This window comes from Streptomyces varsoviensis (assembly GCF_000718635.1).
GTDB classification, from domain to species: domain Bacteria; phylum Actinomycetota; class Actinomycetes; order Streptomycetales; family Streptomycetaceae; genus Streptomyces; species Streptomyces varsoviensis.
The window spans coordinates 1-25,524 of record NZ_JOBF01000010.1; the positions used below are offsets into that span (position 1 = coordinate 1).

Annotated in this window: 20 protein-coding genes; 11 read left to right on the top strand and 9 right to left on the bottom strand. The window is 73.5% G+C overall.

Annotated elements, in window-relative coordinates; genetic code table 11:
• Positions 1–94: 94 nt before the first annotated feature.
• Complete coding sequence (locus IF55_RS15490; protein WP_030886942.1) at positions 95–292, bottom strand: DUF397 domain-containing protein; 198 nt, start codon at positions 290–292, stop codon at positions 95–97.
• Positions 289–1,113, bottom strand: a complete 825-nt coding sequence (locus IF55_RS15495) for a helix-turn-helix domain-containing protein (protein ID WP_030886944.1) — start codon at positions 1,111–1,113, stop codon at positions 289–291. The genes IF55_RS15490 and IF55_RS15495 overlap by 4 nt, the downstream gene beginning before the upstream one ends.
• Before the next feature lie 164 nt (positions 1,114–1,277).
• Between IF55_RS15495 and IF55_RS15500 the strand changes: the two genes are divergently transcribed.
• The 3 genes from IF55_RS15500 (at position 1,278) to IF55_RS15510 (ending at position 4,678) form a co-directional block, all read left to right on the top strand.
• Positions 1,278–2,222: a radical SAM/SPASM domain-containing protein gene (locus IF55_RS15500; protein ID WP_048832016.1), complete on the top strand. Its 945-nt coding sequence runs from the start codon at positions 1,278–1,280 to the stop codon at positions 2,220–2,222.
• Between the two features lie 3 nt (positions 2,223–2,225).
• Positions 2,226–3,374: a methyltransferase domain-containing protein gene (locus IF55_RS15505; RefSeq protein WP_030886949.1), complete on the top strand. Its 1,149-nt coding sequence runs from the start codon at positions 2,226–2,228 to the stop codon at positions 3,372–3,374.
• Positions 3,375–3,523: 149 nt separating this feature from the next.
• The gene (locus tag IF55_RS15510; RefSeq protein WP_030886953.1) at positions 3,524–4,678 is read left to right on the top strand and encodes a glycoside hydrolase family 88 protein; all 1,155 of its coding nucleotides are present in this window, start codon (positions 3,524–3,526) and stop codon (positions 4,676–4,678) included.
• Here IF55_RS15510 and IF55_RS15515 read toward each other — a convergent pair.
• On the bottom strand, positions 4,668–5,609 hold the full coding sequence (locus IF55_RS15515) for an NADP-dependent oxidoreductase (protein WP_030886955.1): 942 nt from the start codon (positions 5,607–5,609) through the stop codon (positions 4,668–4,670). The genes IF55_RS15510 and IF55_RS15515 overlap by 11 nt on opposite strands.
• A gap of 197 nt (positions 5,610–5,806) precedes the next feature.
• On the opposite strand from IF55_RS15515, the gene tatA reads away from it, so the two are divergent.
• Entirely contained in the window at positions 5,807–6,103 is a 297-nt protein-coding gene (gene tatA / locus IF55_RS15520; RefSeq protein WP_037966185.1) for a Sec-independent protein translocase subunit TatA, read from the top strand.
• Between the two features lie 301 nt (positions 6,104–6,404).
• On the opposite strand, the gene IF55_RS40600 is transcribed toward tatA, so the two are convergent.
• Positions 6,405–7,085 (bottom strand): hypothetical protein, encoded by a 681-nt coding sequence (locus IF55_RS40600; protein WP_037966188.1) that lies wholly within the window; start codon positions 7,083–7,085, stop codon positions 6,405–6,407.
• An 8-nt stretch (positions 7,086–7,093) separates the two neighbouring features.
• Positions 7,094–7,603: a SigE family RNA polymerase sigma factor gene (locus tag IF55_RS15530; RefSeq protein WP_030886963.1), complete on the bottom strand. Its 510-nt coding sequence runs from the start codon at positions 7,601–7,603 to the stop codon at positions 7,094–7,096.
• 251 nt (positions 7,604–7,854) lie between these two features.
• Here IF55_RS15530 and IF55_RS15535 point away from each other — a divergent pair, with 251 nt between their 5' ends.
• The 3 genes from IF55_RS15535 to IF55_RS40605 all read left to right on the top strand — a co-directional run bounded on the left by IF55_RS15535 (position 7,855) and on the right by IF55_RS40605 (position 12,080).
• Positions 7,855–8,292 carry a hypothetical protein gene (locus IF55_RS15535; RefSeq protein WP_048832017.1) on the top strand — a complete coding sequence of 146 codons (438 nt, stop codon included), beginning with the start codon at positions 7,855–7,857 and terminating at the stop codon, positions 8,290–8,292.
• Positions 8,293–8,403: 111 nt separating this feature from the next.
• A complete protein-coding gene (gene ligD, locus IF55_RS15540; RefSeq protein WP_030886969.1) occupies positions 8,404–9,288 on the top strand; it encodes a non-homologous end-joining DNA ligase in 885 nt (294 codons plus the stop codon).
• A 941-nt stretch (positions 9,289–10,229) separates the two neighbouring features.
• Positions 10,230–12,080, top strand: a complete 1,851-nt coding sequence (locus IF55_RS40605; protein WP_245661215.1) for a VWA domain-containing protein — start codon at positions 10,230–10,232, stop codon at positions 12,078–12,080.
• Between the two features lie 15 nt (positions 12,081–12,095).
• On the opposite strand, the gene IF55_RS15550 is transcribed toward IF55_RS40605, so the two are convergent.
• Positions 12,096–13,370 carry a sensor histidine kinase gene (locus IF55_RS15550; protein ID WP_048832040.1) on the bottom strand — a complete coding sequence of 425 codons (1,275 nt, stop codon included), beginning with the start codon at positions 13,368–13,370 and terminating at the stop codon, positions 12,096–12,098.
• Positions 13,371–13,528: 158 nt separating this feature from the next.
• The gene (locus IF55_RS15555) at positions 13,529–14,182 is read right to left on the bottom strand and encodes a response regulator transcription factor (protein ID WP_030886976.1); all 654 of its coding nucleotides are present in this window, start codon (positions 14,180–14,182) and stop codon (positions 13,529–13,531) included.
• Between the two features lie 206 nt (positions 14,183–14,388).
• On the opposite strand from IF55_RS15555, the gene metG reads away from it, so the two are divergent.
• The 4 genes from metG (at position 14,389) to IF55_RS15575 (ending at position 19,946) form a co-directional block, all read left to right on the top strand.
• Positions 14,389–16,128: a methionine--tRNA ligase gene (gene metG / locus IF55_RS15560; protein WP_030886979.1), complete on the top strand. Its 1,740-nt coding sequence runs from the start codon at positions 14,389–14,391 to the stop codon at positions 16,126–16,128.
• A 320-nt stretch (positions 16,129–16,448) separates the two neighbouring features.
• Complete coding sequence (locus tag IF55_RS15565) at positions 16,449–17,102, top strand: response regulator transcription factor (protein ID WP_030886981.1); 654 nt, start codon at positions 16,449–16,451, stop codon at positions 17,100–17,102.
• 31 nt (positions 17,103–17,133) lie between these two features.
• Positions 17,134–17,826 (top strand): Pvc16 family protein, encoded by a 693-nt coding sequence (locus IF55_RS15570; protein WP_048832019.1) that lies wholly within the window; start codon positions 17,134–17,136, stop codon positions 17,824–17,826.
• Positions 17,823–19,946 (top strand): ATP-binding protein, encoded by a 2,124-nt coding sequence (locus IF55_RS15575; protein WP_211269998.1) that lies wholly within the window; start codon positions 17,823–17,825, stop codon positions 19,944–19,946. The genes IF55_RS15570 and IF55_RS15575 overlap by 4 nt, the downstream gene beginning before the upstream one ends.
• A gap of 127 nt (positions 19,947–20,073) precedes the next feature.
• On the opposite strand, the gene IF55_RS15580 is transcribed toward IF55_RS15575, so the two are convergent.
• Together IF55_RS15580 and IF55_RS15585 are read right to left on the bottom strand one after the other, a co-directional pair.
• Positions 20,074–21,477: a DUF4232 domain-containing protein gene (locus tag IF55_RS15580; protein WP_051776199.1), complete on the bottom strand. Its 1,404-nt coding sequence runs from the start codon at positions 21,475–21,477 to the stop codon at positions 20,074–20,076.
• A gap of 277 nt (positions 21,478–21,754) precedes the next feature.
• Positions 21,755–25,156: an AfsR/SARP family transcriptional regulator gene (locus IF55_RS15585; RefSeq protein ID WP_048832020.1), complete on the bottom strand. Its 3,402-nt coding sequence runs from the start codon at positions 25,154–25,156 to the stop codon at positions 21,755–21,757.
• Positions 25,157–25,524: the final 368 nt, after the last annotated feature.

Sequence of the window (25,524 nt, forward strand, 5' to 3'; positions counted from 1 at the left end):
ACGACAAACGCGACTACATCTACAACGGCACCCTCACCTGCACCGCAATCGTCATCTGGCTCCGCGACACCATCCAAGAGCCATCAGAAGCGCCCTAGCCGCCCTTGACGGCCTGCACGAACGCCGACCATGCGGCGGCGGAGAACACGAGGGCGGGCCCATGGGGACGCTTGGAGTCGCGTATGGGAACGTCGGCGTAGCCGTCCGCGATCTCAAGGCACTCGCCCTGGTTCGAGTCGCTGTAGCTCGACTTGCGCCACACGTCGGCGGGGAACTGCTGAGCAGGCGTCATACGTGCACGTCCTTCATGATCTTGTCGATCAGGGCTGCCGATTCATCCGGGGGCAGAGCCCCTGCTTTGAGCAGATCATAGGCATTCTGTGCCTCTGCCACAGGAACTGTGTCAGCAACGACGTACCCGGTAGGGAACGCGTCGACGTGCACCACGTCGGCACCATCGGGGAAGGAAAGGATGCCGAACGGGTTGCTTCGACCGTGGACGTTCTCCGGGAGGACCTGCACGACGTTACGAGGGGTCTCGGCAATGGCCCTGAGCCGCTGGAGTTGGCCGCGCATGACAGCAGCGTCGCCCACAGCCTTGCGGCGTAGCACATACTCACTCAGCACGAGCCACAACCGGGGCGGGTCCTCCTTGGCGAGCACGCGTTGCCGCTCCATGCGGATCGTGACGGCGTCATCGAGACTGTCCGGCCGTCCTCCTCTCAGGACCGCCCTCGCGTATTCCTCCGTCTGTACCAGCCCCGGCACGAGCAGCGGGTGGAACAGCCGGATGTACGTCGCCTTCTCCTCCAGCTCGACGTACTTACGGAACCAGGTCGGGTACGCGAACTTCAGCGCGAGCGGCCACAGGCGGAGGAAGCGCCCGTTGGCGTGCGGGAACACGCGGTCGCAGGTCTCCGCGAACTCCCTCGGGGGCACCCGCTGCCCCTTCTCCACCTTGGCCACGAGGTCGTACCCGCAACTCGCCTCCTTCCCGAAGGCCGCACGCGGCATACCGAGCGCTTCGCGCTCCAGCTTGACCTCGTGTCCGAAGTGCGCGAGCGCCGACGAGGCGGGGTCGGTGAGGTCGGCACCGTCAGTTTCAGCGGTCATACGTGCGAACTCCCGTGTTTCTCCGGACAGTTGGTGGTGTCCAGCCGTCACTACTGGTGAGGCTACTCACGCACACGGAACGCTGCTCTCAGGTTCGGCGAAAGCGCCGCGAAAGGGGTACGGCGGCCGAGCCGTCGGCGGAACAGCAACCGAAGGAGAGTGCGTTGACCACCCTGGATGAGCGTGGCGCCATCGGCGTGACATCGCTCGCGCTGGAGATCACCGGCCAGTGCCAGAACACCTGCCCCATGCACTGCTACGCCCGCTCCGGGCCGGCCAAGGGCCACGGAACCATGACCGACGAGGACTGGTTCACGCTCCTGGACCAAGCCGCCGGCCTCGGCGTCACCATGGTGCAGTACATCGGTGGGGAACCAACCCGTCACCCCCGCCTCCCCCAGCTCATCGGTCATGCCGTGTCGCTGGGCATCCGAGTAGAGGTGTTCTCCAACTTGGTCCACATCCGCCCGTCGATGTGGCGCGCGTTCACGCGGCACGGCGTCACCCTTGCCACCTCGTACTACAGCGATGACGCGGCCGTACACGAGAAGGTCACCGGCGGGCGCGGCTCCTACGGCCGTACCAAAGCGAACATCGCCGAAGCTGTCCAGCGAGGCATCCCGCTGCGCGTCGGCATCATCCACGTGCTCGACGGGCCCGACGGACAGAACACCGACGGCGCCCGTGCCGAACTGCGGCGGCTCGGCGTCACCGGAGAGATCGGGGTGGATCGGGTACGCGCCATCGGCAACGGCGGTACCACCCGCCTGGACGCCGGCGCCCCGGCGGAACTGTGCGGGCGCTGCGGCACGGACCGTGCCGCCGTCGGTCCCGACGGCATCGTCACCCCGTGCGTCATGGCCCGCTGGATGGCTGCCGGCGACGTCCGGCGGCAGCCCCTCGCCGAGATCTTGAGCGGGCCGGAGTGGGCGGGCCGCATGGCCGCGATTCCGCGCGCCGCGGGGAGTTGCGCGCCGGGCGCCTGTACCCCCAGGGAGGATTCCTGCCAGCCTTCACCGGGGGTGGACCCGTGTGTGCCCAAGGACTCGCCCTGCGATCCCGGCAAGCCCGCGTGCCTGCCCAAGTTCCCGCACCACCCGGAGGCATGAGACATGACGTCGCCCGACTGGCGGCCCCACGCCGAAAGCCTGGCCGCCGAGGTCGCCCACCCGCAGTCCCGTTGGCGTCCAGCGATCGCGTCGACGCCGCGCCATGTGTTCGTGCCCCGCTGGTGGGGGGACGGCGCGGACGGCAGAACGCTGGGGGTAGGGGCCGGCGATCCCGAGCGGTGGATGCGCGTCGCCTACAGCAACACCTCGCTCGTCACGCGGATCGGCTCCCGGCACGCCGACCACGCCGAACCGGGCGAGAAGGCGGACGGCGTGCCCACGTCCTCGTCCACGCTCCCCTGGCTGGTGATGCGGATGTACCAGCACGCGAAGCTCGCCGACGACTCCCGCACCCTCGTGACCACCGGCTCCGGCTATGGCACCGCGCTGGCCTGCCACCGGCTCACGGACGCGCTGGTCACCAGCATCGACGTGGACCCGTACCTGGTCGCCGCGGCGACCGAACGGCTCGACAGCATCGGGCTGCGCCCTACGGTCCGGGTCTGCGACATCACCGGCCCGCTCCCGGGCACGTACGACCGCGTCGTCTCGACCGTCTCCCTGCCCTCGGTCCCCGCGCCGTTGCTGGCCGCGCTGAACCCCGGCGGCCGCCTGGTCACCACCCTCGCCGACACCGGCCTGATCCTCACCGCCGACAAGCGGGCGGACGGTGGCGCGGTCGGGCAGGTCGAGTGCGAGGGCGCGGGGTTCATGACCGCCCATCATGGCGATGGCTACCCGCCGGGCCCCTTCGAAGAGATGGGCGCCTTCAAGGAGAAATTCGAGGAGAAGAGCGACAGCGAGGAATCCGTCAGCCCTTACCCCGTCGTCGACGTCCGGCAAGCGTGGGAACTCTGGTCGACCTTCTCGCTGGAAGTACCCGGCGTAGAACACCGCTTCCAGCGGGGCGACAGCCGCAGAACGGCGTGGATGGCCCACCCGGACGGCTCCTGGGCGAAGGCCACGGCTCTGCGAGATGAGCCCGCGCACGTCGTCCAGGGCGGTCCTCGCCGCCTATGGGATGAACTCGACCGCATCCGCCGCCAGTGGCTCGTGGACGGGAGGCTCCACGCATACGGGGCGCGGGCGAGCATCACCCCCGACGGTGTGCTCACCCTCTCCCGCGGCGGATGGTCCGTGACCGTCGGCTGACCTGAGCGGGGCGTCGTCGCCCTGGCGGCCCAAACCAGTCCCGGCCGTTCGGAGCGGGCGTGGTGTCGCCGATCCATTGACGGATGCGCATCCATGGACATGCCAAGCATGTGCGTTCACGATATGAGCCCCGGCCTGGAGGTGGTTCCGTGGACAGACGGCGGCTGCTCGGTTCCGGTGCGGCGTTGGGGGCTGCGCTGGCGTTCGGTGGGGCGGGGGTGGCGGGGCGGGCTGTGGCGGCGGGTGGGGCGTACGAGGACGTGTGCGGGGTGCTGCGGCGGGTCGCCGATCACTGGGTGGGAGCGCACGGGGAGCCCGGGGACAACGGGTGGGCGCGGGCCACGTTCTTCAGCGGGCTGATGGCGCTGTACCGGCTGACCGGGGAGGAGCGCTCTCTCCGCTACGCGCGCGGGTGGGCCGAGCAGCACGCGTACGGGCTCAAGGGCGGCGTCGCCACGCGGCACGCCGACAACCAGTGCGCGGGGCAGGCGTACCTCGACCTGTACGCGGTGGACCGGGACCCGGATCAGATCGAGGCCATCGGGGAGTCGGTGCGCCGTATGGCCGCCGGCGGGGAGCGGCCGGGCGGGGACGGTGACTGGTGGTGGGATGACGCGTTGCACATGGCCATGCCGCCCTTCGCGCGCCTCGGGCTGCTGCGCGACGACGCCCCGTACTGGGACAAACTCCACCGGCTCTACACGCACACCGCGCGCGCCGAGGGCGGCCCCGGGCTGCTGGATCCGGTGACCGGGCTGTGGTTCCGCGACAAGCGGTTCCTGCCCGGCGGGATCGTCTCGCCCGCGGGCCGGCCCGTCCTGTGGTCGCGCGGCAACGGGTGGGTGGCGGGCGGGCTCGTCAAGACGCTCAAGGCGCTGCCGCGCACGGCCGCGCACGTACCCGAGTACCGGGCGGCCCTGGTGCGGCTGCTGCGCGCCGCCCGCGCGGTGCAGCGCGGCGACGGGTTCTGGAACGTCAGCCTCGCCGACCCCGCCCACTTCCCCGGCCCGGAGACCAGCGGTACGGCGTTCCTCGCCTACGGCACGGCGTACGCGCTGCGGGCCGGGCTCGTGCCCGCCCGCGACTTCGGGCCGGTCGCCGCCCGCGCCTGGCGCGGCCTCGTCACCACCGCCGTCCACCAGGACGGGTTCCTCGGTTACGTACAGGGCACCGGCGACCGTCCCGAGTCCGGGCAGCCCGTCGGCCCCGGCAGCACCGCGGACTTCGGCGTCGGGGCGTTCCTGCTGGCCGGTACGGAACTGGCGCTGCTCGCCCGCGGCGCGGAAGCCCGCGTCACACCCTGATGACCGTCTTGCCCCGCGCCCGGCCGCTTCTGCTCGCGGCCAGCGCGGCCGGGGCCTCCTCCAGCGTCGTCTCGTGCCCTATGAGCACGGTGAGGCGGCCCTCGTCGAGTTCGGTGGCGAGGGTGGAGAGAAGGGCGGAGGACGGGGAGTTCTGGGCGTTGAGGGCCCGTACGCCGTGGAGTTCCAGGGCCGCGGCGTCGGCCGCGCCGATGGTGGAGGCGACGGTGCCGCCGGACCGTACGATCCGGGCCAGATCGGTGAGCGCGGACGCGTCGTGCACCAGGTCGATGACGATGTCGACACCCTCGGGGTGCGCGGAGAGCACCTGCTCGGCGATGCGGCCGTGGCTGTGGTCGATGGTCTCGGCGGCCCCGAGGTCGCACATCAGGACGGCGGCGCCCGGCCGGGCCGTGACGATCACCTCGGCGCCGCGCCCGGCCGCGAACTGCGTCGCGAACGTTCCCACGCCGCCCGTCGCGCCGACGATCAGCACCCGGTCCCCCTCCCGTACGCCCGCCTCCTCGACCAGGTTCCAGGCCGTCATCCCGGCGGTCGGCAGCGCGGCGGCCGTCATCAGGGTGGCGCGCGAGGGCGCGGGGGCCACGGCCTCCTCCGCGGTCGCCGCGAAGTCCGCGTACGAGCCGCCGCCCGCACCGAGCCGCATGAACTGGCCGAACACCCGGTCGCCCAGCGCGTACCGGTCGGCCCCGGGGCCGACGGCCACCACCTCGCCCGCCCCGTCCACGCCGAGCACCAGCGGGAAGGCGTGCGGCATGGCGTCCCGCAGCATGCCGTCCGCGATCTTCCAGTCGAGGGGGTTCAGGGCCGCCACGGCGACCCGCACCAGCACCTCGCCGGGGCCGGGCTCGGGCTGCGGCAGATCCATGACCTGCGGCTCCGCGCCGAATTCCGTGACCGCGACTGCCCGCATGGTGATCTCCGATTCGTCTCCGCCCAGCCATCTGGTCCCGTTGCGTCCAACCCTCTCCCCGCCGCGCCGCCACCGCCACCGCTGGGCCGGAACGGGTGGCTTTGCTCACTCTTGATCGATCGCGCAGTCGCGCAATACGCCAAGCAGGTGATAATGGGGCAGGCCCACGCATCCCCTGCTGAGAGCGAGACCCCGCTGTGTTGCGCAACGGACTGGAGCCCTGGCACCTGATCGTTTTGGTCGTGGTGGCCCTCCTGGTGTTCGGATCGAAGAAGCTGCCCGATATCGCCCGCGGCCTCGGAAAGTCCGCGCGCATCCTGAAGTCCGAGGCGCGCGCCATGCGCTCCGAGGACTCCCAGAAGCCGTCCGAGCCGGCCGCCGCCGCGACCGTCACCCCCGGCCCGCCCGCCGCGGAGACCGCGCAGGGGCACCCCAACACCGACCATGTGCGGACCGCCGCGGAACAGCAGCAGCAGCACCGCCAGTCCGCCTGAACTGGCAGTTCGGCTGAACTGGCAGTCCGGCTGAGCCGGCAGTCCGGCTGAACTGGCAGTTCGCCTGAGCCGGCAGTCCGGCTGAACTGGGGCGGCGGTCGTCGCAGCGCCGTCGCTCTCCGGTCTCGCTTCACCGGTCTTTGGTCTTCGCGTGAGCGCCTGATCGCGCATCGCGTCTCGCGCATCGCGCATCGCGCATCGCGGCATCGAATCGCCGGGTGGGCCCACCAGCCCGCCCGGCGATTCGTCGTCCCGGGCGGGCTCAGGCGGTCCGGACCGGACCGGCCCGTACGTTCGTCGCTCAGCGCGCCGCCGGGTCGGCGGCTCCCGAATGAGCCCCTGACCGCGCCGCCCCTGACTGCGCGCCTGACCCCGCCCCCGCGTGATCCTGCGACTGGGCCTGTGAACGGTTCGCCGGAGTCCCCAGCGCCGGGGGACTCGTCGCCCCCTTCGCTCCGCTCTCCCCGCTCTCCCCGCTCTCCCCTGACGCCGGGAAGCGCGTCGCGGGGCCGTCCGCCCCGCCCCGGTGGTCGGCCGCGTCCTTCGACCTCTCCGGGTCCGGCACGGCCGGATCGTACGAGGGCGGTACGGGCGGCGGTACGGGGACCGTCGGCCCCGTGGTGCCGGCGGGGGCGATCGGCGCCGGAACCCGGTCGGAGTTGGACGGCCGGACCACGCCCACCGCCACGGTGACCGTGACGGCCACGACCGCGAGCGCCCCCGCCACCGAGAGCGCCGCCCGGCGGCGCCGGATGCGGCGGCCGCCCGCTACGGCCGCGTCCGTGACGCTGGGCAGCGGCGGCTCCGGCCGCGCCCCGAGGACATCGCGGAAGGCCGCGTGCAGGGCGTCGTCCTCGTGCTCCTCCATGTGCGGATGCGGGGGCGTGTGCCCGCCCCGGCCCTCCTCCACGTACGCGTCCCGGCGGCCGTCCATGCGGGTGTTCCTGCGCTCGTCCCTGCGCTCGTCCCTGGGCCCGTCCATTCCCCGCGTCACCTCCCCACCGATTCGCTGGTCAGGCCCTCGACGATCGTGCGCAGCCGGGCCAGCCCGCGCGCGCTCTGGCTCTTGACCGTTCCCGGCGTCACCCGCAGCGCCTGCGCCGTCTGCTCCACGGTCCAGTCCTCCCAGAACCGCAGGACCAGCACGGCATGGTAGCGGGGCGGCAGTTCCATCAGGGCCTCTTGCATCATCAGTCGCAACTCCGGTGCGGCCGGCGCGGCCGACGGCTGGTCGGGCGGCTCGCTCACCGGCTCCTCGCGCCAGCCGCCTTTGCGCTGCTGGTCGATGAAGGTGCGGGTGAGGATGGTACGGGCGTACGCGTCCACATTGCCGTCCTTGCGGACGCGGCCCCACGCCGCGTAGAGCTTCATCAGCGCGGCCTGGGTCAGGTCCTGGGCCTGGTGCCAGTCGCCGCACAGCAGGTAGGCGCTGCGCCGGAGCCGCGCCTGCCGCGCCTCGGCGAACTCCCGGAACTCCCGCTCCCGGACCGCTTCCCTCACGCTTTCCTCACGCTCGCCGACCCTCCGCCGCTCCGCTCGCGCGGTGCTCTCTCCCCTCTTACGTACGGGAGGCGGGGAGGGGAGGTTGCACGGGGCGGCGGGGGATTTTCTTCCGCCGCACCGTGCAACCTCCCCGTGCTCGGGTCCGTACTCCTCTCACGCGAGGCCCCAGGTCCGCGCCATCCGTCATTTGTCGTTTGGCATTTGTCGTTTGTCATTTGTGATTTGTCATTCGAGACAGAGGAAATCCCTTGTCGAAGCACCGCAAGTTCACGCCGAAGCAGCGCCGGCTCTTCGGCCTCGCCGCCGGTACCGTCCTCGTCGCCGCGGGCACCGCCGGCGTCGCCAGCGCCGCGACCCCCGCCCACCACGCCGAGGCCGTCGCGCCGGCGCATGAGGCGAGCGCCGCCACCGCCCTCGGCAACCGGGCCGAGGCCGCCACGCCCACGCAGCACGCGGACGCCGCGACCGCCCTCGACCGCCAGGCGGACGCCGCCGAGCCGATCCACTTGGCGGTCCCCGCGGACTCCGGCAACCCGGCCGAGGCGGCCACCGCCCTCGGTAGCCAGGCCCACTCGGCCACGCCGGAGCGGTACGCGGAGGCCGCGACCGCGCTCGGCGGCGGGGGCGGCTCCGCCGCGCACGGCAGCGTCGAGCACTTCGCCCACAGCACGCCCTGGGCCCGCTAGGTCTGGCCGAGGCGGGCTGTTTTCGCCCCCTCCCACCGCCCCGGGGACCGGTACTCGTCCGGCCCCGGGGGCAGGTTTGTCATCGGGGCGGCCGGGAAACCCGTAGCCACCGTGAGCACGAAACGGAATGTCGAGATCCAGCGGCCGGAGAAGGTGCTCTTCCCCGACGACGGCATCACCAAGGCCGACCTCGCCGACCACTACCGGGCGGTCGCCCCGCTGATGGTGCCGCAGCTCCGCGGGCGGCCGATCATGATGGAACGGCACCCCGACGGCATCGGCGGCAAACCCCTGATGCAGAAGAACGCGCCGGACTACTTCCCCGACTGGGTACGGCGCGCGACGCTGCCCAAGGAGGGCGGCAAGGTCACCCACGTCGTATGCGACAACCAGGCCACCCTCCTCTACCTCGCCGACCAGGCGTGCATCACCCCGCACCGGTGGCTCTCCCACGCGGACCGGCCCGACCACCCCGACGTACTCGTCTTCGACCTCGACCCGCCCGGCGAAGGCGACTTCGAGACGGTGCGCTGGGCGGCGCGGCGCGTATGCGAACTCCTCGACGCCGTACGGCTGCCGACGCGGCTGATGACGACGGGGTCGCGCGGGCTCCATGTGCTCACCCCGCTCGATGGGCAGTCGGACTTCGACGCCGTGCGGGCGTTCGCCCGCGATGTGGCCGAGGAACTGGAGCGGCGGCACCCGGAGCGGCTGACGACGGCGGCCCGCAAGGCGGACCGGGGCGGCCGGCTGTACCTGGACACGCAGCGCAACGCGTACGCGCAGACCGCCGTGTCCCCGTATGCAGTACGGGCCCGGCCCGGCGCGCCCGTCGCCGTGCCCATCGCCCACGCCGAACTCGACGACCCCGAACTGCGCCCCGACGGCTGGACGTTGCGGACCGTCGGCGAACGCCTGGAGTCCGATCCATGGTCCGGCAAGCCCTTCAGAGGCCGCTCTCTCCGCGCGGCGGCGGCGCGGCTCGGGAGGGTCTGAAGGCGCAACACGCCGGGTGACGGCTAGCCTTACGTATCCGTCCTCCTCGGGGACTTTTCCCCGCACTACGGACATAAATCGCACCCGAGACACGTGAAGGACTGCTCCATATGGGCATTCGGAGTCTGCTGCGGAATGCGTTCGGTCGGTCCAAGGCCGCCCGGAACAGCGGGTCGCCCACCAATTCGGCTGACGCCACTTCGGCTGACGCCGGGTCGGCTGGCGCCAAGTCGGCTGACACCGGGTCGGCTGGCGCCGGGGGGACGGCTACCGCCGGGGTGGGTGCCACCGGCTCGGCTGGCGCCGGGGCGGGTGCCGCTGGGACGGCTGCCACCGGGGCGGATGCCGCTGGCGCGGCTGGCTCGGCTGGCACCGCTGGCGCGGGCACCTTGGCTGACGCCGACTCGGCTGGCGCCGGGGTGAGTGCCGCTGGCGCGGGTGGCCCGGCTGACGCCATCTCGACTGGCGCGGGTGCGGCTGGCTCGGCTGGCGCCGGGGCGAGTGCCGCTGGCGCGGCTGGCGCCGCTGGTGCTGGTGCCTTGGCTGACGCCGACTCGGCTGGCGCCAACTCGGCTGACGCCGGAGGGTCGGTTGGCACCCGGGTGGGTGCCGCTGGCGCGGGTGCCTCGGCTGGCGCCAACTCGGCTGGTGCCGGGGTGGGTGCCGCCGGTTCGGCTGACGCCGGGACGGTTGCCGCTGGCGCGGGCGGTTCGGCTGACGCCAACTCGGCTGGCGCCGGGGCGGGTGCCGCTGGCACGGCTGGCTCGGCTGGCGCCGCTGGCGCGGGCACCTTGGCTGACGCCGACTCGGCTGACGCCGGGGCGAGTGCCGCTAGCCCGGCTGGCGCCGGGGTGGGCACCACTGGCGCCGCCGGTGCCGGGGTGGGTGCCGCTGGCGCGGGCGCCTTTACTGACGGGGGGTCAGTTAGTGGCGGTGAGCCGTTGGCTGGCCTCGTGGGGTCGGCGGCCGCTGGGGACAGTTCGCGTCTGTCCACGGTGGCGGACTATCTGACCGAAGGCGACGCCGGGCGTTCCACTCCGGCGGGCGACGGGCCCCGCTCGTCCGACGCCGGGGGTGCCGTGGAGGCCCCTGATGCGGGCGGCCCGGGCTCGGCCCTCGCCGGAGCGACGCTGAACACCGTCGCAGACGCTGCCGGAGCCAGCGCGGCTGTCGCCGGGGGCTCGCTCACCGCCGTCGCGGAGACGGCCGACACCGAGAGGAAGCCGGCCGCCGTCACCGACGTGGCCGACGCCGAAAGGGCGCCAGCCGTCGTCGCGGACGCGACTACCGCTCCGGCGGAGGCGGCTGATGGCGGACTGGTCAGCGCCTCGGGGGCGTTGACCGCCGTCACGGACGCGGGCGGAGCCGACTCGGCTGCCGTCGATGGCCCGCTCACCCCTTCCTCGGAGGCCGTTACCGACGCGGGGACGCTCGCCGCCGTCGCGGCGACAGCCGACACCGAGGAGGCCCTGGACGCGACAGCGGGTTCGGCTGTTGTTGAAAGCACCGTTTCGGCGGTGGACGAGACCTGCGCCGCCGAAGGCGGGCTGGCCGTGGAGGCCGACGCGGCCATCGCCGCGGGTGAGGCGAGCGCCGAAGGCGGGCTGGCCGTGGAGGCCGATGCGGCCGTCGCCGCGGGTGAGGCGAGCTCCGGGCGGGGGCCCGCCGTGGCGGGGGACGTGGCCGCGGAGGCTGGTGCTGGGGGCGGGCGGGGGCCCGCTGTGGTGGAGGACGGGGTGGATGTGGGGGAGGGGGCGCTGAGTGCGGGGGCGGACGCGGCGACGGGGGTGGTGTTGACGGACGCCGGCGGGCCCACCGTGCCGGGGCCTTCGCATGAGCCGAACCCCGGCGGTGGCAAGAGGGCGGCGTTTCCGACGCAGACGACCGGGGAGCGGGTGCCCGATCCCGGGCCGCTGACGCCGATTCCGGACCCGGCTCCGGGGCCGGACGTGCCCAAGCCCGACCCGGAGCCGCAGCCCGTACCCGGGCCGACGCCGATGCCCAAGCCGGAACCGCAGCCCGCGCCCTCGCCCGTACCGGACCCGGAGCCGCGGCCGCTGCCCGACCCGGCCCCCGCGCCGAAGCCCCAGCCGTCGCCCGCCGCGGACCACCCCCTCGCCCCCCTCCGCGAGGCCGCCGGCGCCGTGCTGGAGAAGCACGGGCTCACCGGGCAGCGGGCCACCGTCTATCTGGTGCTCGACCGGTCCGGGTCGATGCGCAACTACTACAAGGACGGCACCGTTCAGCACCTCGCCGAGCAGGCCCTGGGGCTGTCGGCCAACCTCGACGACGCCGCCGTCGTACCCGTCGTCTTCTTCTCCACCGACGTGGACGGCACCGCCGAGATCGGGTTCGACGACTACGCCGGCCGCGTCGCGGAACTCCACTCCGGCCTCGGCCACATGGGCCGTACGAACTACCACTGGGCGATCAACGCCGTCGTGGAGCACTACGAGAAGTCCGCCTCGGCCGGCCCCGCTCTCGTGATCTTCCAGACGGACGGGGCCCCCACCAGCAAGGCCGCCGCCGAGAAGGCCCTGTGCGACGCCGCCCGGCTGCCGATCTTCTGGCAGTTCGTCGGGTTCGGGAACCCCGAGGCCAAGGGGTTCGACTTCCTCCGGAAGCTCGACGACCTGTCCGTACCGGAGAAGCGCGCGGTCGACAACGCCGGGTTCTTCCACGCCGGAGCCGACCCCCGCGCCCTCTCCGACACGGACCTCTACCGCGAACTCCTCATCGAGTTCCCGGAGTGGCTGGCCGAAGCCCGCGCCGCCGGGATTCTCGACCGGTAGCGGAAGACGTGTGCCTCACGGTCTCGGGGGCGCCGGGCGGAACCTTCCCCTCGGGGCATTGGTCTCGCCCAGCCGGACCGTCACCGTGAGGCCGCCCCCGGGGTTGGCCGTGGCCTCCGCCACGCCCCCATGAGCGCGCGCGATGGACCGTACGATCGACAGCCCCAGCCCGGTACCGTCCGCCGAGCCGAGCCGGTCCCGGCCGTCGCCCCGCCGGAATGGCTCGAAAAGCTCCTCGACCTCCCCGGGCTCGATGAACGGCCCGGTGTTCCGCACGGTCAGCAGCCGCGGCCCGACCCGCACGTCCACCGTGCCCCCCTCATGGTTGTGGATCACCGCGTTGCGCAGCAGATTCCCGGTGAGCTGGCCCAGCAGCAGCCTGTTCCCCCACACCTGCGCGTCCGTGGCGCGCACCGTCACCTTCACCTTCGACCGTTCCGCGCGGCCGCGCACCGCGGCGGTCTCCTCCGCCACCACGTCCGCGAGGTTGAGCCGTTCCCGGCTCTCCAGCCCGCGCTCGCTGCGCGCGAGCACCAGCAGCCCGTCGATGAGGCGTTCGCTGCGCCGGTTGGTCGCCAGCAGCGTCTCCTTCGTCTCGGCCAGCTCCTCGGCCGACGGACGGCCGCCCTCCAGCCCCACCTGGATCGCCGCGCGCTGAGTGGCGAGCGGGGTGCGCAGTTCGTGCGAGGCGTTGGCGATGAACCGGCGCTGGCTGTCGAACGCCTCCTGCAACCGCCCGAGCAGCGCGTCGATCGTGTCGGCCAGCTCCTTCAGCTCGTCGTCCGGGCCGCCCTGCCCGATGCGCTCGTGCAGGTTCCGGCCGGAGATCCGCCGGGCCTTGGCCGTCATGACGTGTACGGGCCGCAGCACCCGGCCCGCCGTCCACCAGCCGACGCCGACCGCGAGCAGCGCGGTGACCAGCAGCGCCACCACCGACCAGAAGACGAGCTGCTGGGACGCGGCCTGACTGACGCCGTCCGAGACCTGGGCGATCTCCCGCATCCAGTACACCTTGGCGTACGGCCCCTCGGTCGGCGCCGTCCCCGACGTCCCGGGGGTGAACGTGGGCGCGGGGAGGGGTATACGGCGCACGGGTACGTACACCTCGACCGGGTGGCCGGAACGCGCCTGTGCCGCGGAGCGGATATGGCCCGCCCGCTCCTGGGTGCCGGCGCTGGAGAGCACGTTGACGAAGACCAGCAGCGCGGTGCCCAGTACGAGGAAGACCCCGCCGAAGACGATGGCGACGCGGGTACGGACCGTACGGCCGTGCGCCCGGCGGCGCCTCAGCCGCCCCCTCCGCGGCCCATGGCCCCGCCGGCCCGCGCGCCTCTCCCGGCCGGAGCCGGCGGCATCGGCAGGGGCGGCGGAGTCAGTCTCGCCCTCGCCCGCGCCAACCTCGCCGGCGCCAACCCCACCAGAGCCGCCCTCGTCGGAGCGCTCCCCCCTCACAGCGCGTACCCGACGCCCTGCTCCGTACGGATCAGCGCCGGTTCGCCGAGTTTGCCGCGCAGTTTGCTCATCGCCACCCGGACCGCGCCCGTGAACGGGTCGGCGTTCGCGTCCCAGGCGCGTTCCAGCAGTTCCTCGGCGCTGACCATCGCGCCGTCGGCCTCCAGCAGGATCTGGAGGACCGCGAACTCCTTCGGGGAGAGGTCGAGGGCCACCCCGTCCCGGGTGGCCGTGCGCCGCACGGTGTCCAGGACCAGGCCGGAACGTTCCAGCACCGGCGGCGTGGGCCGGGCGCTGCGCCGCCGCAGCGCCCGTACCCGGGAGATCAGCTCGGGGAACTCGAACGGCTTGGGGAGGTAGTCGTCGGCGCCCAGGTCGAGGCCGGAGACCCGGTCCTCCATGGAGCCGGCGGCGGTCAGCATCAGGATGCGGGTGCGGGAGCCGGCGGCGACGAGCCGGCGGGTGACCTCGTCGCCGTGCACGCGCGGCAGGTCGCGGTCGAGGACGACCACGTCGTAGTCGTGCAGGCCGAGGTAGGCCAGCGCGGCGTCCCCGCTGTAGACGGTGTCCACGGCGAAGCCGGCCCGGCGCAGGCCGGTGGCGACCAGCTCGGCCAGTACTTCCTCGTCCTCGGCGACCAGTACCCGCATGATGGCGTTCATCTCCCTCTGCACCCTTCGCCCCCTTCCAGGATGCGGGTGTACAGCAGGAGATGTTTCGCGAACGTCTCCCTCGGGCCGTCCGGCGGAAAAATCCGGGGCGGGTGGCCCATCGCCCTCCGATACGATATTGACAACCCGCGGTGGACCCGCGGGCCAAATTGTCACACCCGGTACCGACTTGGGAGCAGCCTGCAATGGCTCGACACCTCATCACCAGCGCCCTTCCGTATATCAACGGGATCAAGCACCTGGGCAACATGGTGGGGTCCATGCTCCCGGCGGACGTGTACTCCCGGTACCTCCGCCAGCGCGGCCACGACGTCCTCTACATCTGCGCCACCGACGAGCACGGCACCCCCGCCGAGCTGGCCGCCAAGGACGCCGGGCTGCCGGTGGCGGACTACTGCGCGCAGCAGCACGACGCGCAGCGGGCGATCTACGACGGGTTCGGGCTCGCCTTCGACTACTTCGGCCGCAGCTCCTCGCCGCAGAACATCGAGATCACCCAGCGTTTCGCGCGCCGGCTGCACGAGAACGGCTTCATCGAGCAGCGGGCGATCCGCCAGGTCTTCTCGCTGGCCGACGACCGCTTCCTGCCGGACCGCTACATCGTCGGCACGTGTCCGCACTGCGGTTACGACAAGGCCCGCGGCGACCAGTGCGAGAACTGCACGCGGGTGCTGGACCCCACGGACCTCATCGAGCCGCGCTCCGCGATCAGCGGCAGCGCCGAGCTGGAGGTCCGCGAGACCAAGCACCTCTTCCTCCTCCAGTCGAAGTTGGCGGCGGAGGTCGAGGCGTGGATCGACCTGGTCGCCGAGGAGTGGCCGACGCTCTCCTCCTCGATCGCCCGCAAGTGGCTGACCGAGGGGCTGCACGACCGCGCGATCACCCGGGACCTGGACTGGGGCGTGCCGGTGCCGGCCGACGTCTGGCCGGAGCTGGCGGCCGAGGGCAAGGTCTTCTACGTCTGGTTCGACGCGCCCATCGAGTACATCGGGGCGACGAAGGAGTGGGCGGAGGCGGCCCCCGACGAGGCTCGCGACTGGAAGTCGTGGTGGTACGAGGCCGACGACGTCCGCTACACGCAGTTCATGGGCAAGGACAACGTCCCGTTCCACACGGTGATGTTCCCGGCCACCCAGATCGGCACCCGCGAGCCGTGGAAGCGCGTCGACTACGTCAAGGGCTTCAACTGGTTGAACTACTACGGCGGCAAGTTCTCCACCTCGCAGCGGCGCGGCATCTTCACCGGCGACGCCCTGGAGATCCTGCCCGCCGACTACTGGCGCTACTTCATGATGGCGAACGCCCCCGAGTCGGACGACACGTCCTTCTCCTGGGAGCTGTTCTCCTCCGTGGTCAACAAGGACCTCGCCGACACCCTCGGCAACTTCGTCAACCGCGTGCTGTCCTTCTCCCGCAAGCGCTTCGGCGACGCGGTGCCGGCGGGCAGCGCGCCGGGCGAGGCCGAGGAGAAGCTGGGCGAGCAGATCGCCGAGCTGCTCGCCGAGTACGAGGGCCATCTGGAGGCGCTCCAGTTCCGCAAGGCGGCCGCCGCGCTGCGGGCGCTGTGGAGCGCGGGCAACTCCTACCTGGAGGAGAAGGCCCCCTGGCTGGAGATCAAGACCGACCAGGACGGCGCCGCGCTGACGCTGCGTACGGCGATGAACCTCATCCACCTGTACGCGGTGGTCTCCGAGCCCTTCATCCCGTCCTCGGCGAAGGCGATGCGCGCCGCGTTCGCGCTGCCGGACGACACGGCGACCTGGGTCACGGCCGAGGAGGCGCGGGCGCTGGCATGGGTGCCCGCGGGCACGGGCTTCACGGTGCCGCCGGTGCTCTTCGCCAAGATCACGGACGAGGACCTGGACGCGTACCGCACCCGGTTCGGGGGCGAGGAGGCCGCCGAGGCGGCGCCCGCCGCCGAATAGCGCCGCACACCTGCCGAAGACCACCCGCGCGGGGCCGACAACGGCCCGGCGCGGGTGGTCTTTTTCTCGCCGTTCGCCGCCGCCGGGGGTGTTCCGCGCGTCACCGGCGGGACTAGGGTCGCCCCGAGCTCGGTCTTGTGACACGACGAGACGCCCCGAGTGCCCTGCCTTACCGCCCTCATGTGAACGTCCGGGCACCGGATCGACACCTGTTGGACACGCCATCAGTGATCCGTTGATCGTTCGGCAATCTTTTGTTGAGCACTACCGAGCACTCTGGGACTGTCGCTACACGGGGGAAGACAAGGAACAGAACACCAGTGCTCGATAAACGCGTCACGGTGGTCGTCCACGCCGCGGACCCGCTCAGCCGGGCCGGGGTCATCAGCCACCTGCAACACCAGCCCACCGTCGAACTCCTGGAGCGCCCCGGCCCGACCGCCGGGGAGGAGCCACGCGGCACCGTCGCCGTCGCGCTCGTCGACCGTGTGGACGAGGCGGCCGGCGCCGAGCTGAGACGCCTCGTCAGAGGCGGCGAGCAGCGAGTGGTGCTGATCGCCAGTGAACTGCGCGAGCCGGAGTTGATGACCGTCGTGGAGTACGGCGTGCGCGCCATCCTCTGGCGCCACCAGGCCACGCCGCAGAAGCTGCTGCGCGCCGTGCACAGCGCGGCGCGCGGCGAGGGGGAGCTGCCGCCCGACCTGATCAACAGGCTGTTGACCCAGGTCGGACGGTTGCGGCGGTCCGCCATGGACTCCACGTCGTCCTCGTTCGTACCGACGCTGGGCATGGCGCCCCGCGAGGTCGACGTGTTGCGGCTGGTCGCGGAGGGGATGGACACCCGGCAGATATCGGACAAGCTCGCCTACTCCGAACGGACCGTGAAGAACGTCCTCCACGCCCTGATGACACGGCTGCAACTGCACAACCGCGCGCACGCCGTCGCGTACGCGCTGCGGGAGGGATACATCTGATGGGACCGAGGCGTCATTCGGGGGACAGCACGTGATTCACGAGGTCGACGAGGCGCTGCGGCGCGTACTGCGCGGCGGCGCGCTGCCGGACTCCACCGGCGAGGTCGTGTTCGAGGCGCCCACCCGCGACTGGGCGGCGCGGCGCAACGCGCCCACCCTCAACGCGTATCTGTACGACATCCGCGAGGAGGTCGCCCGGCGCGAGCGCGGCGCGATCAACGTCCGGGACGCGTCCGGCATGGTGGTGCGCAGACGCCAGCCGCCCCGCTGGTTCCGGCTGTCGTACCTGCTCACCGCGTGGACGACCCGGCCGCAGGACGAGCACCGGCTGCTGTCGGCGGCGCTCGGCTGCCTGCTCCCGCACGAGATCCTGCCGGCCGCCGCGCTGCCCGAGGCGCTCACCGCCCTGGAACTCTCCCTGCCGATGACGGTGGGCGTGCCGCCCGCCGAGTCCCGCTCCATCGCCGACATCTGGTCGGCCCTGGGCGGCGAGCTGAAGCCCTCCCTCGACGTGGTGGTCACGGTGCCGTTCCCCGTCTCGCCCTCGTACGAGGTGGCGCCGCCGGTCACGGAGGCGGTCACCAAGGTCAAGGGCGTCGACGGCGTGCCCGGGGACGCGCAGCCGCGCGTGCTGCGCTCCGTGCCGGGCGCCGGCCCCGGGGCCGGCGGCGCGCCGCGCGGCGGACCCCGCGGGCACCGGCTGCTGCGGTCGGTGGCCCGATGAGCGCCGGCATGGACCGTACGGACGGCCCCCAGGGACAGGGCACGGCCGGGGAGGCGGTGCTGCGGCGGCTCGGGCTGCTGCGCGAGCGCGTCGCCGCCCTCGTGGAGCACCGCAGCGCCGACGACCCCACCGCCGACGATCCGCTGCGCGGGCTGTACGTGTCGCAGGAAGCGGCCCAGCGGCTCGCGGCGGCCCCCGGGCCGCGGCCGGGCGGGCCCGGCGACCTGACGGAGGAGGCCGCGGGCGGCTGGGACGCGCACCCCAGTCAAGGGCCGGCAGGGCCGGACGGGCCGAGCGCATCGGACGGGCCGGATCGGCTGGTCCGGCTGGCCCGGCGGTTCGAGCTCTCGCCGCTCGACGCGCACATCCTGCTGGCCGCGCTCGCCCCCGACGCCGACCGCGGTTTCGAGCCGCTGTACGGCTACCTCAACGACGATGTCGGCCGGCGCCGCGCCACGGTCGCGCTCGCCCTGGATCTCGCGGGCACCGGCCCGTACGACGCCGCGGCCCGCGCCCGCTTCCACTCGGCCGCGCCGCTCGTCGCGGGCGGGCTGCTCACCATCGAGGACGAGGACCGGCCGCTGCCGGGCCGGGCGCTGCGGGTGCCGGAGCGGGTGGTGGCGCATCTGCTGGGCGACGACGCGCTCGACGGGGAGCTGAGCGCGGCGGGCGTCCGGCTCGCGGAGGCGGCCGGTGCCGGGCTCAGCGGGCCCGGAACCGACGGGCCGGAGTCCGGCTCGTTCACGGCGCGGCTCGCCGCGCTCGCCTCGGCCGGGCCGCTCGCCGTGCACTTGCGGGAGCGGCGGCCCGGTACCGCGGCGGAGCCCGCCGCCGAGGCGCTCGCCGCCGCCGGGCTGCCCGTACTGCGCTACGACCCGGAGCGCGCGGGGCAGGACGCCGCGCGGGTCGCGCCGCTGCTGGTGCGGGAGGCGCGGCTGCGCGGGGCGGCCCTCGTGGTGGGGCCGGTGCCGGAGCGGCCGGGCCCGCTGATCGAGGCGCTGGCCGTGCCGGACGCGACGGTGGTCTGCTTCGGCTCGGAGCCGTACGACCCGGGGTGGGCCCCGGACGCGGCGCTGGTCGGGATGGACGCGCCGCAGGACGTCGTGGATCTGGCGGGCGTGTGGTCGGCGGAGCTGGGCGCCATCGGCGACCCGGGGTTCGCGCTGGCCGAGACGGTGGCCGCGTACCGGCTGAGCGCCGCGCAGATCCGCCGGGCCGCCCGTACCGCCGCCGCGCTCGCCGCCTTCGACGGCGGACCGCTCACCGCCGCCCATGTGCAGCACAGCGCGCGCCAGCAGTCCGCGCCGCTGCTGGACCGGCACGCGCGGCGGGTGCGGCCGGCGGTCGGGTTCGAGGACCTGGTGCTGCCCGAGGAGCCGCTGGGGATGCTGCGCGAGCTGACGCAGCGCGCCCGCCACCGCGACCAGGTGCTGGGCCAGTGGCGGCTGCGTACGGGCGGCGGGCGGGGGCGCGGCGTGATCGCGCTGTTCGCGGGCGAGTCGGGCACCGGCAAGACGCTGTCGGCGGAGGTCGTGGCCGGGGAGCTGGGCCTGGACCTGTATGTCGTCGACCTGTCGGCGATCGTCGACAAGTACGTGGGCGAGACGGAGAAGAACCTGGAGCGGATCTTCGTGGAGGCGGACCGTACGGACGCGGTGCTGCTCTTCGACGAGGCCGACGCGGTGTTCGGCAAGCGCTCGGAGGTCAAGAGCTCCCACGACCGGTACGCCAACCTGGAGAGCGCCTATCTCCTCCAGCGGCTGGAGTCCTTCGACGGGGTGGCGGTGCTGACCACCAACCTGCGGGCCAACATCGACGACGCGTTCACCCGCCGGCTGGACCTGGTGGTGGACTTCCCGTTCCCGGACGAGACGCAGCGCGTCGCGCTGTGGGAGGGCTGCCTGGCCTCGACGCCGTGCGAGCCGGAACTGGGGCTGGAGCTGTGCGCCAAGGAGTTCGAGCTGTCCGGCGGCGCGATCCGCAGCGCGGCCGTGACGGCCGGGTACCGGGCGGCGGGCCGGGGCGAACGGGTCTCGGCGGCGGACGTGTGGGCGGGGGCCGAGCGGGAGTACCGCAAGATGGGCCGCCTGGTGCCGGGCCCGGCGCTGGTGTGGTCGTGACCTGAGCGGCCGTCCTGGGAGGAAGCGCCCGGCGGGGGGAGAACCGACCTCCCCGCCGGGCGCTCCCGTACGCGGCCGGGGACCGCCGCTCATGTACGCGGCCGTGGACCGCCGCTCATCCGGGCCGCTACTTCTCGGCGATCATCCAGTCCATGTTCTCGGGTGCGTGGTCGGCGCACCCCTGGGTGGTCGCGCCCTTGTCGTTCGCCATGTCGAAGACGCACGTGCCGTCGTCGAGGCTGATGATGCGCTTGCGGCCCTCGCCGCCGGGCGCGTCCACGATCCGCCACTTCTGGTTGACGCGCAGGTTGCCGGACTTCAGGTCCTCCGGCTTGGCGTGCCAGATCTGGAGCAGGTTGGTGTGGAAGCCGTCCGGGTTGACCAGCTTGTCCAGGATGGCGCCCGGGGCGCTGGCGGACTCCAGGGCGTAGGTGTTGTCGTCCTTGTAGTGGTGCAGGATCCACAACTGGTTCTTGCCGAACCGGTCGCCCGTCCACTTCGGGTTCTGGCCGACGGGGTTGCCGTCCTCCTGCTTGCCCTCGTTGTTCTGGAGGTACCAGCCGGTGCCGCCGGCCTTGGACTTGATGGTGTAGAGCTTCGGGCCGCTGGGCTTCTTCTTCTCGCCGCCGCCTCCGCCGCTGCCGCCGCCGTCCTTCTTCTTGTCGCCGTCGTCGTCGTGCTTCTCCGGCGTGGGCGTCGAGGTCGGCTGCTGCGTCGGCGGCGGGCTCGGGGCCTTCGACATCTCGCCCTGGGGCAGCTTGGTCAGCTCCCCCGACTTCTCACGGGCCTGCGTGGAGACGCCGGGTTTGTGCTGGAACCAGAGCACCAGGAACATCATGAGCAGCGCGAGCAGCAGGCCCAGGATCGCCATCAGCCAGCGCGGCAGGATGGACGGCTGGACGTACGTACCGCGCAGCTCGGTGGGTTGTGCGACGCCGGCCCGCAGCACGGACAGCGTGAATGGGTGCTTGCGGGTGCCGCCGATCCAACTGATCGATCCGGCCTTGATGCGCAGCAGCGCGAACCCGGCGCGTCCGGGGGCGACTTGCACGGCGCCCGGGTCGGGGTCGACGGAGAGCGTGTCGCCGTTGTCGCGGGTGGAGAAGGACGTGGTCAGCGGCTGGTTGCCGAGGTTGTCGACGGCGACCTGCGCGGTGGCGCGCCACCGGCCGCGTACCACGAGGGGGATCAGCTCGGTGTTCATCTCGGCGAAGGCGCCGACCGTGATCTGCCCCTCGGCGACGTCGGCGGCCTGCGGATTCTCGCGCGGCAGCACGCGCACGCCGAAGGGGACGGGCCCGGCCTTGGAGTCGGAGGTGCGCGGCGGGGCGAAGTCCACCTGAGCGGTGCCCTCCGCGCCCGGATACAGCCGCAGCACATCCGGTTCGATCCGCCCCCAGCCGGCCGCGTCGCCCACCAGCGACAGCCGGTACTCCTCGACGGTGTCCCCCGTATTGCGCACACGCAGGCGCACACCGGCGCTGGCCCCGGGGTCGACGGAGGTCGCGGCCGGTTCCAGTGAAGTCCACATGCTCACCGTCGACAGTCAACGCGACGGGTCCCTCGCGCGACGCGTACGCACGGGCAGTACCGGGGGCAGCGTTCTATGCCCGATCAGTCCCCGGCGGCCCCGGGGGCCGCAGGGGCGGCCGGCTGGACCCGTCACGGCCCGGCCCGCGCGCCCGCTGGGCGGCGATGTCATCTGGGCACGCTAGACGGCGCCGCCGATTTCGGCTGGTACGCGAGGGCAGAGATGGGGGCAGCGGCGCTGCCTTCATGATCGATAACCGGCGGCCTGACTCATCCTGTTACGCCGCCGAGTTCTCGCCCTCCGTGGCCGCGAGGAGGGCGGCGACGTGGGCGGCTTCGTGGGCGCTGTGGTCCTGGAGGTCGGCGAGGGCGCACCGGAGGGTGGCGAGGGCCTGGCGGCGGTGGCCGGTGCGCAGGAGGGCGCGGCCGTGGGCGGCGCGGGCGAGGCCGCTGCAGAAGGCGTCGCCCAGGCCGGATTCCATGGCGAGGGCCTTCTCGGCGCGGCCGAGGGCGGCTTCGGGGCGGCCGGCGGCGAGTTCGGCGTGGGCGAGGCGGGCCCAGCAGATGGCCTCCCAGCGGAGGTCGCGGGCGGCGTGGTGGCGGCGGCGGGACTCGTGCAGGTACTGGAAGGCGTCGGCGGGGCGGCCGTCGGCCAGGGCGGCGGAGCCCACGTGGTAGAGGACGTGGGCGAGGGTGTCGGGGTGGCCCAGTTCGCGGGCCCGGGTGACCGCTTCGCGGATGGCGGCGGCCGCTTCCGCGGAGCGGCCCATGGCGCTGTAGGCGCGGGCCTGGAGGGCGCGGACGAGGGCGGCGTCGCTGGGGGCGCCCATGGCCTCGAAGAGTTCGCGGGCCTGTTCGAAGGGCGGGATGCTCTCGGCCGGGCGGCCGCGCGAGGTGAGGATGGCGCCCAGGTCCTGCGCGGCCTCGGCGCGGGTCAGCGGGTCCCCGGCGGCCTCCGCGAGCCGCCGGCTCTCGCGCAGCGCGCTCTGCGCGCGGTCGTAGGTCTGGAGGCCGTAGTGCGGCGCGCCGAGCAGCCGCAGGACGCGGGCGGTGCTGCGGTCGTCGCCGTGCCGGCGGGCGGCCTCCAGCGCCTCGCGTACGAGCGGTTCGAGGCCGTGCCGGCGGGCGGTGCCCTGCACCAGGTCGGCCCAGGCGACCAGCAGGTCCACGGCCGGGCGCAGCGCGGCGCGGCGGCCCGCGACGGCCTGTCGTACGGCGCCGTGGAGCTGCGGATGCGCGTTCCACAGCCATTCGCGGGCCGCCTCGGCGTCGGGCAGGTCGCGGCCCTTCGCCGTCGTGCGGTGCAGGTGGTCGGGGACGATGCTGTGCGGGCGGATGCGCCGCATCGCGGTGACGACCGTCGCCAGTACGTGGTCCAACTGGCGCAGCAGCGCCGCCGACCGCTCCTCGGGGTCGTCGGTGCTCTCGCTCTGCCGCCGCGCGAACAGCCTCAGCAGGTCGTGGTAGCCGTACCGGTTGCCGTAACGCACCTCGGCCAGGCCCGCGTCGACCAGCCCCTCCAGCATCCGCTCCGCCTCGCCGGCGTCGACGCCCAGCAGCTCCGCCACCGACGCCGCGCTGAAGGCGGGCACGTCGGCGAGGGAGGCGAGGCGGAAGGCGCGGGCCAAGTCGTCGGGGAGCGCCGCGTACCCGAGCCGGAAGGCGCACTCCACGCCGAGGTCGTCGACGCGCAGTTCGTCCAGGCGGTGCCGTTCGTCGCGGAGCCGGGCCGCGAGGTCCGCCACGGCCCAGCTCGGCCGGGCCGCCAGCCGCGCGGCGGCGATCCGTACGGCCAGCGGCAACCGGCCGCAGGCGGCGACGAGTTCCCGGGAGGCCACGGGTTCGACGGCGACGCGGTCGGGCCCGGCGATGGCGGCGAGCAGGGCGAGCGCGTCCCGCTCGGGCAGCAGTTCCACGTCCACCAGCCGCGCGCCGGACAGCGTGATCGTCCGCGAGCGGCTGGTGACGAGCACCGCGCAGCCCAGGGCGCCGGGCAGCAGCGGGCGCACCTGCCTGGTGTCGCGGGCGTTGTCGAGGAGTACGAGCATCCGCCGGCCCGCGAGCAGCGAGCGGTACAGCGCGGCCTGCTGGTCCAGCCCCCGCGGCAGCTCGGCGTCGGCGACGCCCAGCGCGCGCAGGAAGTGCGCCAGCGCCGCCGAACTGCTCATGGCGTCCGGGTCGCCGCCGCGCAGGTCCACGTACAACTGGCCGTCGGGGAAGGCCGCGCGCACCGCGTGCGCGGCGTGCACGGCGAGCGCCGTCTTGCCGACGCCGGCCAGCCCGGTGAGCGTGGCGACCGGCACGGCCCGCCCGTCGGTGGCCAGCAGCGTGTCGCACAGCGCCTCGACGACGCTCTCCCGTCCGACGAAGTCCGCTATGTCGTATGGGAGTTGGGCCGGGAGGGGGAGGTGGGCGGCGGGCGGCGGCTCCGCGCCGGGGGCCGGGGCCGGCGCGGGTTCGGGCGGTGCCGGTGGTGTGGCCGCCGGCTGCGATGGTGTGGCCGTCGGCTGCGGCGAAGTCGTCGGCTGCGGTGGTGCGGCCATCGGCTGCGGTGGTGTGCCCGCCGGCTGCTGCGGTGATGTGGCCGTCGGCTGCGGTGCTGTAGCCGCCGGCTGCGGTGAGGACGCCGGCTGCGGCGAAGTCGTCGGCTGCGCCGGAATCCTCGCCTCCGGCAGGGCCTCCGGCCGTATCCCCGGGTGCGACGGCACGGGCGACGGCAATGGCGACCGCAGGGGCGACGGCAGCGCGCCCGGCCCCGTCCCCGGCGGCACGCCCGGCACGGTCCCCGACAGCGCCCCCGGCGGCTCCGGCAGCGGTTCCGGCGACAGCGGCTCGGGCGACAGCGGCTCGGGCGACAGCGGCTGGGGCGACAGCGGCTCCGGCGTCGGCGGCAGCGACGGCTCCCCCGCCAGCACGGTGGTGTGCAGGGCCGCCAGCTCCGGGCCCGGCTCGACCCCGAGCCCCCCGGCGAGGATGCGGCGCGTCTCCGCGTACACCGCCAGCGCCTCCGCCTGCCGCCCGCCGCGGTGCAGCGCCTGCATCAAGAGCCCCTGGGCGCGCTCGCGCAGCGGGTGCTCCGCCGCGAACGCCCGCAGCTCCGCGACCGTGTCCGCGTGCCGCCCCAGCCGCAGGGCGAAGTCGAAGAGGTCCTCACGCGCGGTGACGCGCAGTTCGCCCAGGCGGTCGCGCTCCCGCTCCGCGTACGGGCCGGGCAGCCCGGCCAGCGCCGTGCCGTCCCACAGGGCGAGGGCCTGCCTCAGCTCCCGGTGGCCGGCGGCCGGGTCGCCGGCGGCGCGGGCGCGCGCGGCGGCGGCGAGCCGCCGCTCGAACTCGGCGGCGTCCAGCAGCCCGTCCGGTATCCGCAGCGCGTAGCCGTCCGGCGTCGACACCAGCAGCCGGCTGGGCTGGTGGGCCCGGCGGGCCGGCTCCAGCAGGGACCGCAGCCGCGAGATGTACGTCCGCAGGGTGCCGACCGCGCGCGGCGGCGGCTCCTCGCCCCACAGCGCCGCCATCAGGTCGACGAGCGAGGCGGAGCGTCCGTCGCGCAGCAGCAGGACGGCGAGGGCCGCGCGCTGCTGCGGCGGGCCGAGCTTCAGCGGGCGTCCGGCGAGCTCCGCCCGGACCGGTCCGAGCAGCTTGAACCGGGGCGCCGTACCCGGCCCGCCCTCGTCGCTGTGCACAGCCCGCCCGTACTCCTCGTCCTCGTCTCGGCGACGCGTATCCCGTTGCCCTTTTGTACTTACGTTCGCCCTCAGACGCTACTCCAGCCCTCTTCCAGCACGCCCGTCGGCCGTCCGAAGCGGCGTCGGCCGAGCGACATGTACGCCTTTGACCCGATGCCGCCGCGGGCTCCGGGCGGGGGTCCGGTACAGCGGGTGTCCGTTCGGGCACCCACCCCTGCCCCCGACGACGTCCGTTCGCTCCTTCGGGCCGTGGGGGCGTTACGCCATGGTCGATACCGGACGATCGTCACCACTGGTCAGTACGGGGCGAGTCAGGCCAGGTCATGGGGAGCGCGCGCGAGAGATATCACCGTCAACGGGTGAGA

Bases quoted from the DNA above. Each gene is read 5' to 3' on its own strand.
- IF55_RS15490 (WP_030886942.1), bottom strand. From the start codon at position 292: ATGACGCCTGCTCAGCAGTTCCCCGCCGACGTGTGGCGCAAGTCGAGC.
- IF55_RS15495 (WP_030886944.1), bottom strand. From the start codon at position 1,113: ATGACCGCTGAAACTGACGGTGCCGACCTCACCGACCCCGCCTCGTCG.
- IF55_RS15505 (WP_030886949.1), top strand. From the start codon at position 2,226: ATGACGTCGCCCGACTGGCGGCCCCACGCCGAAAGCCTGGCCGCCGAG.
- IF55_RS15515 (WP_030886955.1), bottom strand. From the start codon at position 5,609: ATGCGGGCAGTCGCGGTCACGGAATTCGGCGCGGAGCCGCAGGTCATG.
- IF55_RS40600 (WP_037966188.1), bottom strand. From the start codon at position 7,085: ATGGACGGGCCCAGGGACGAGCGCAGGGACGAGCGCAGGAACACCCGC.
- IF55_RS15555 (WP_030886976.1), bottom strand. From the start codon at position 14,182: ATGCGGGTACTGGTCGCCGAGGACGAGGAAGTACTGGCCGAGCTGGTC.
- metG (WP_030886979.1), top strand. From the start codon at position 14,389: ATGGCTCGACACCTCATCACCAGCGCCCTTCCGTATATCAACGGGATC.
- IF55_RS15575 (WP_211269998.1), top strand. From the start codon at position 17,823: ATGAGCGCCGGCATGGACCGTACGGACGGCCCCCAGGGACAGGGCACG.
- IF55_RS15580 (WP_051776199.1), bottom strand. From the start codon at position 21,477: ATGTGGACTTCACTGGAACCGGCCGCGACCTCCGTCGACCCCGGGGCC.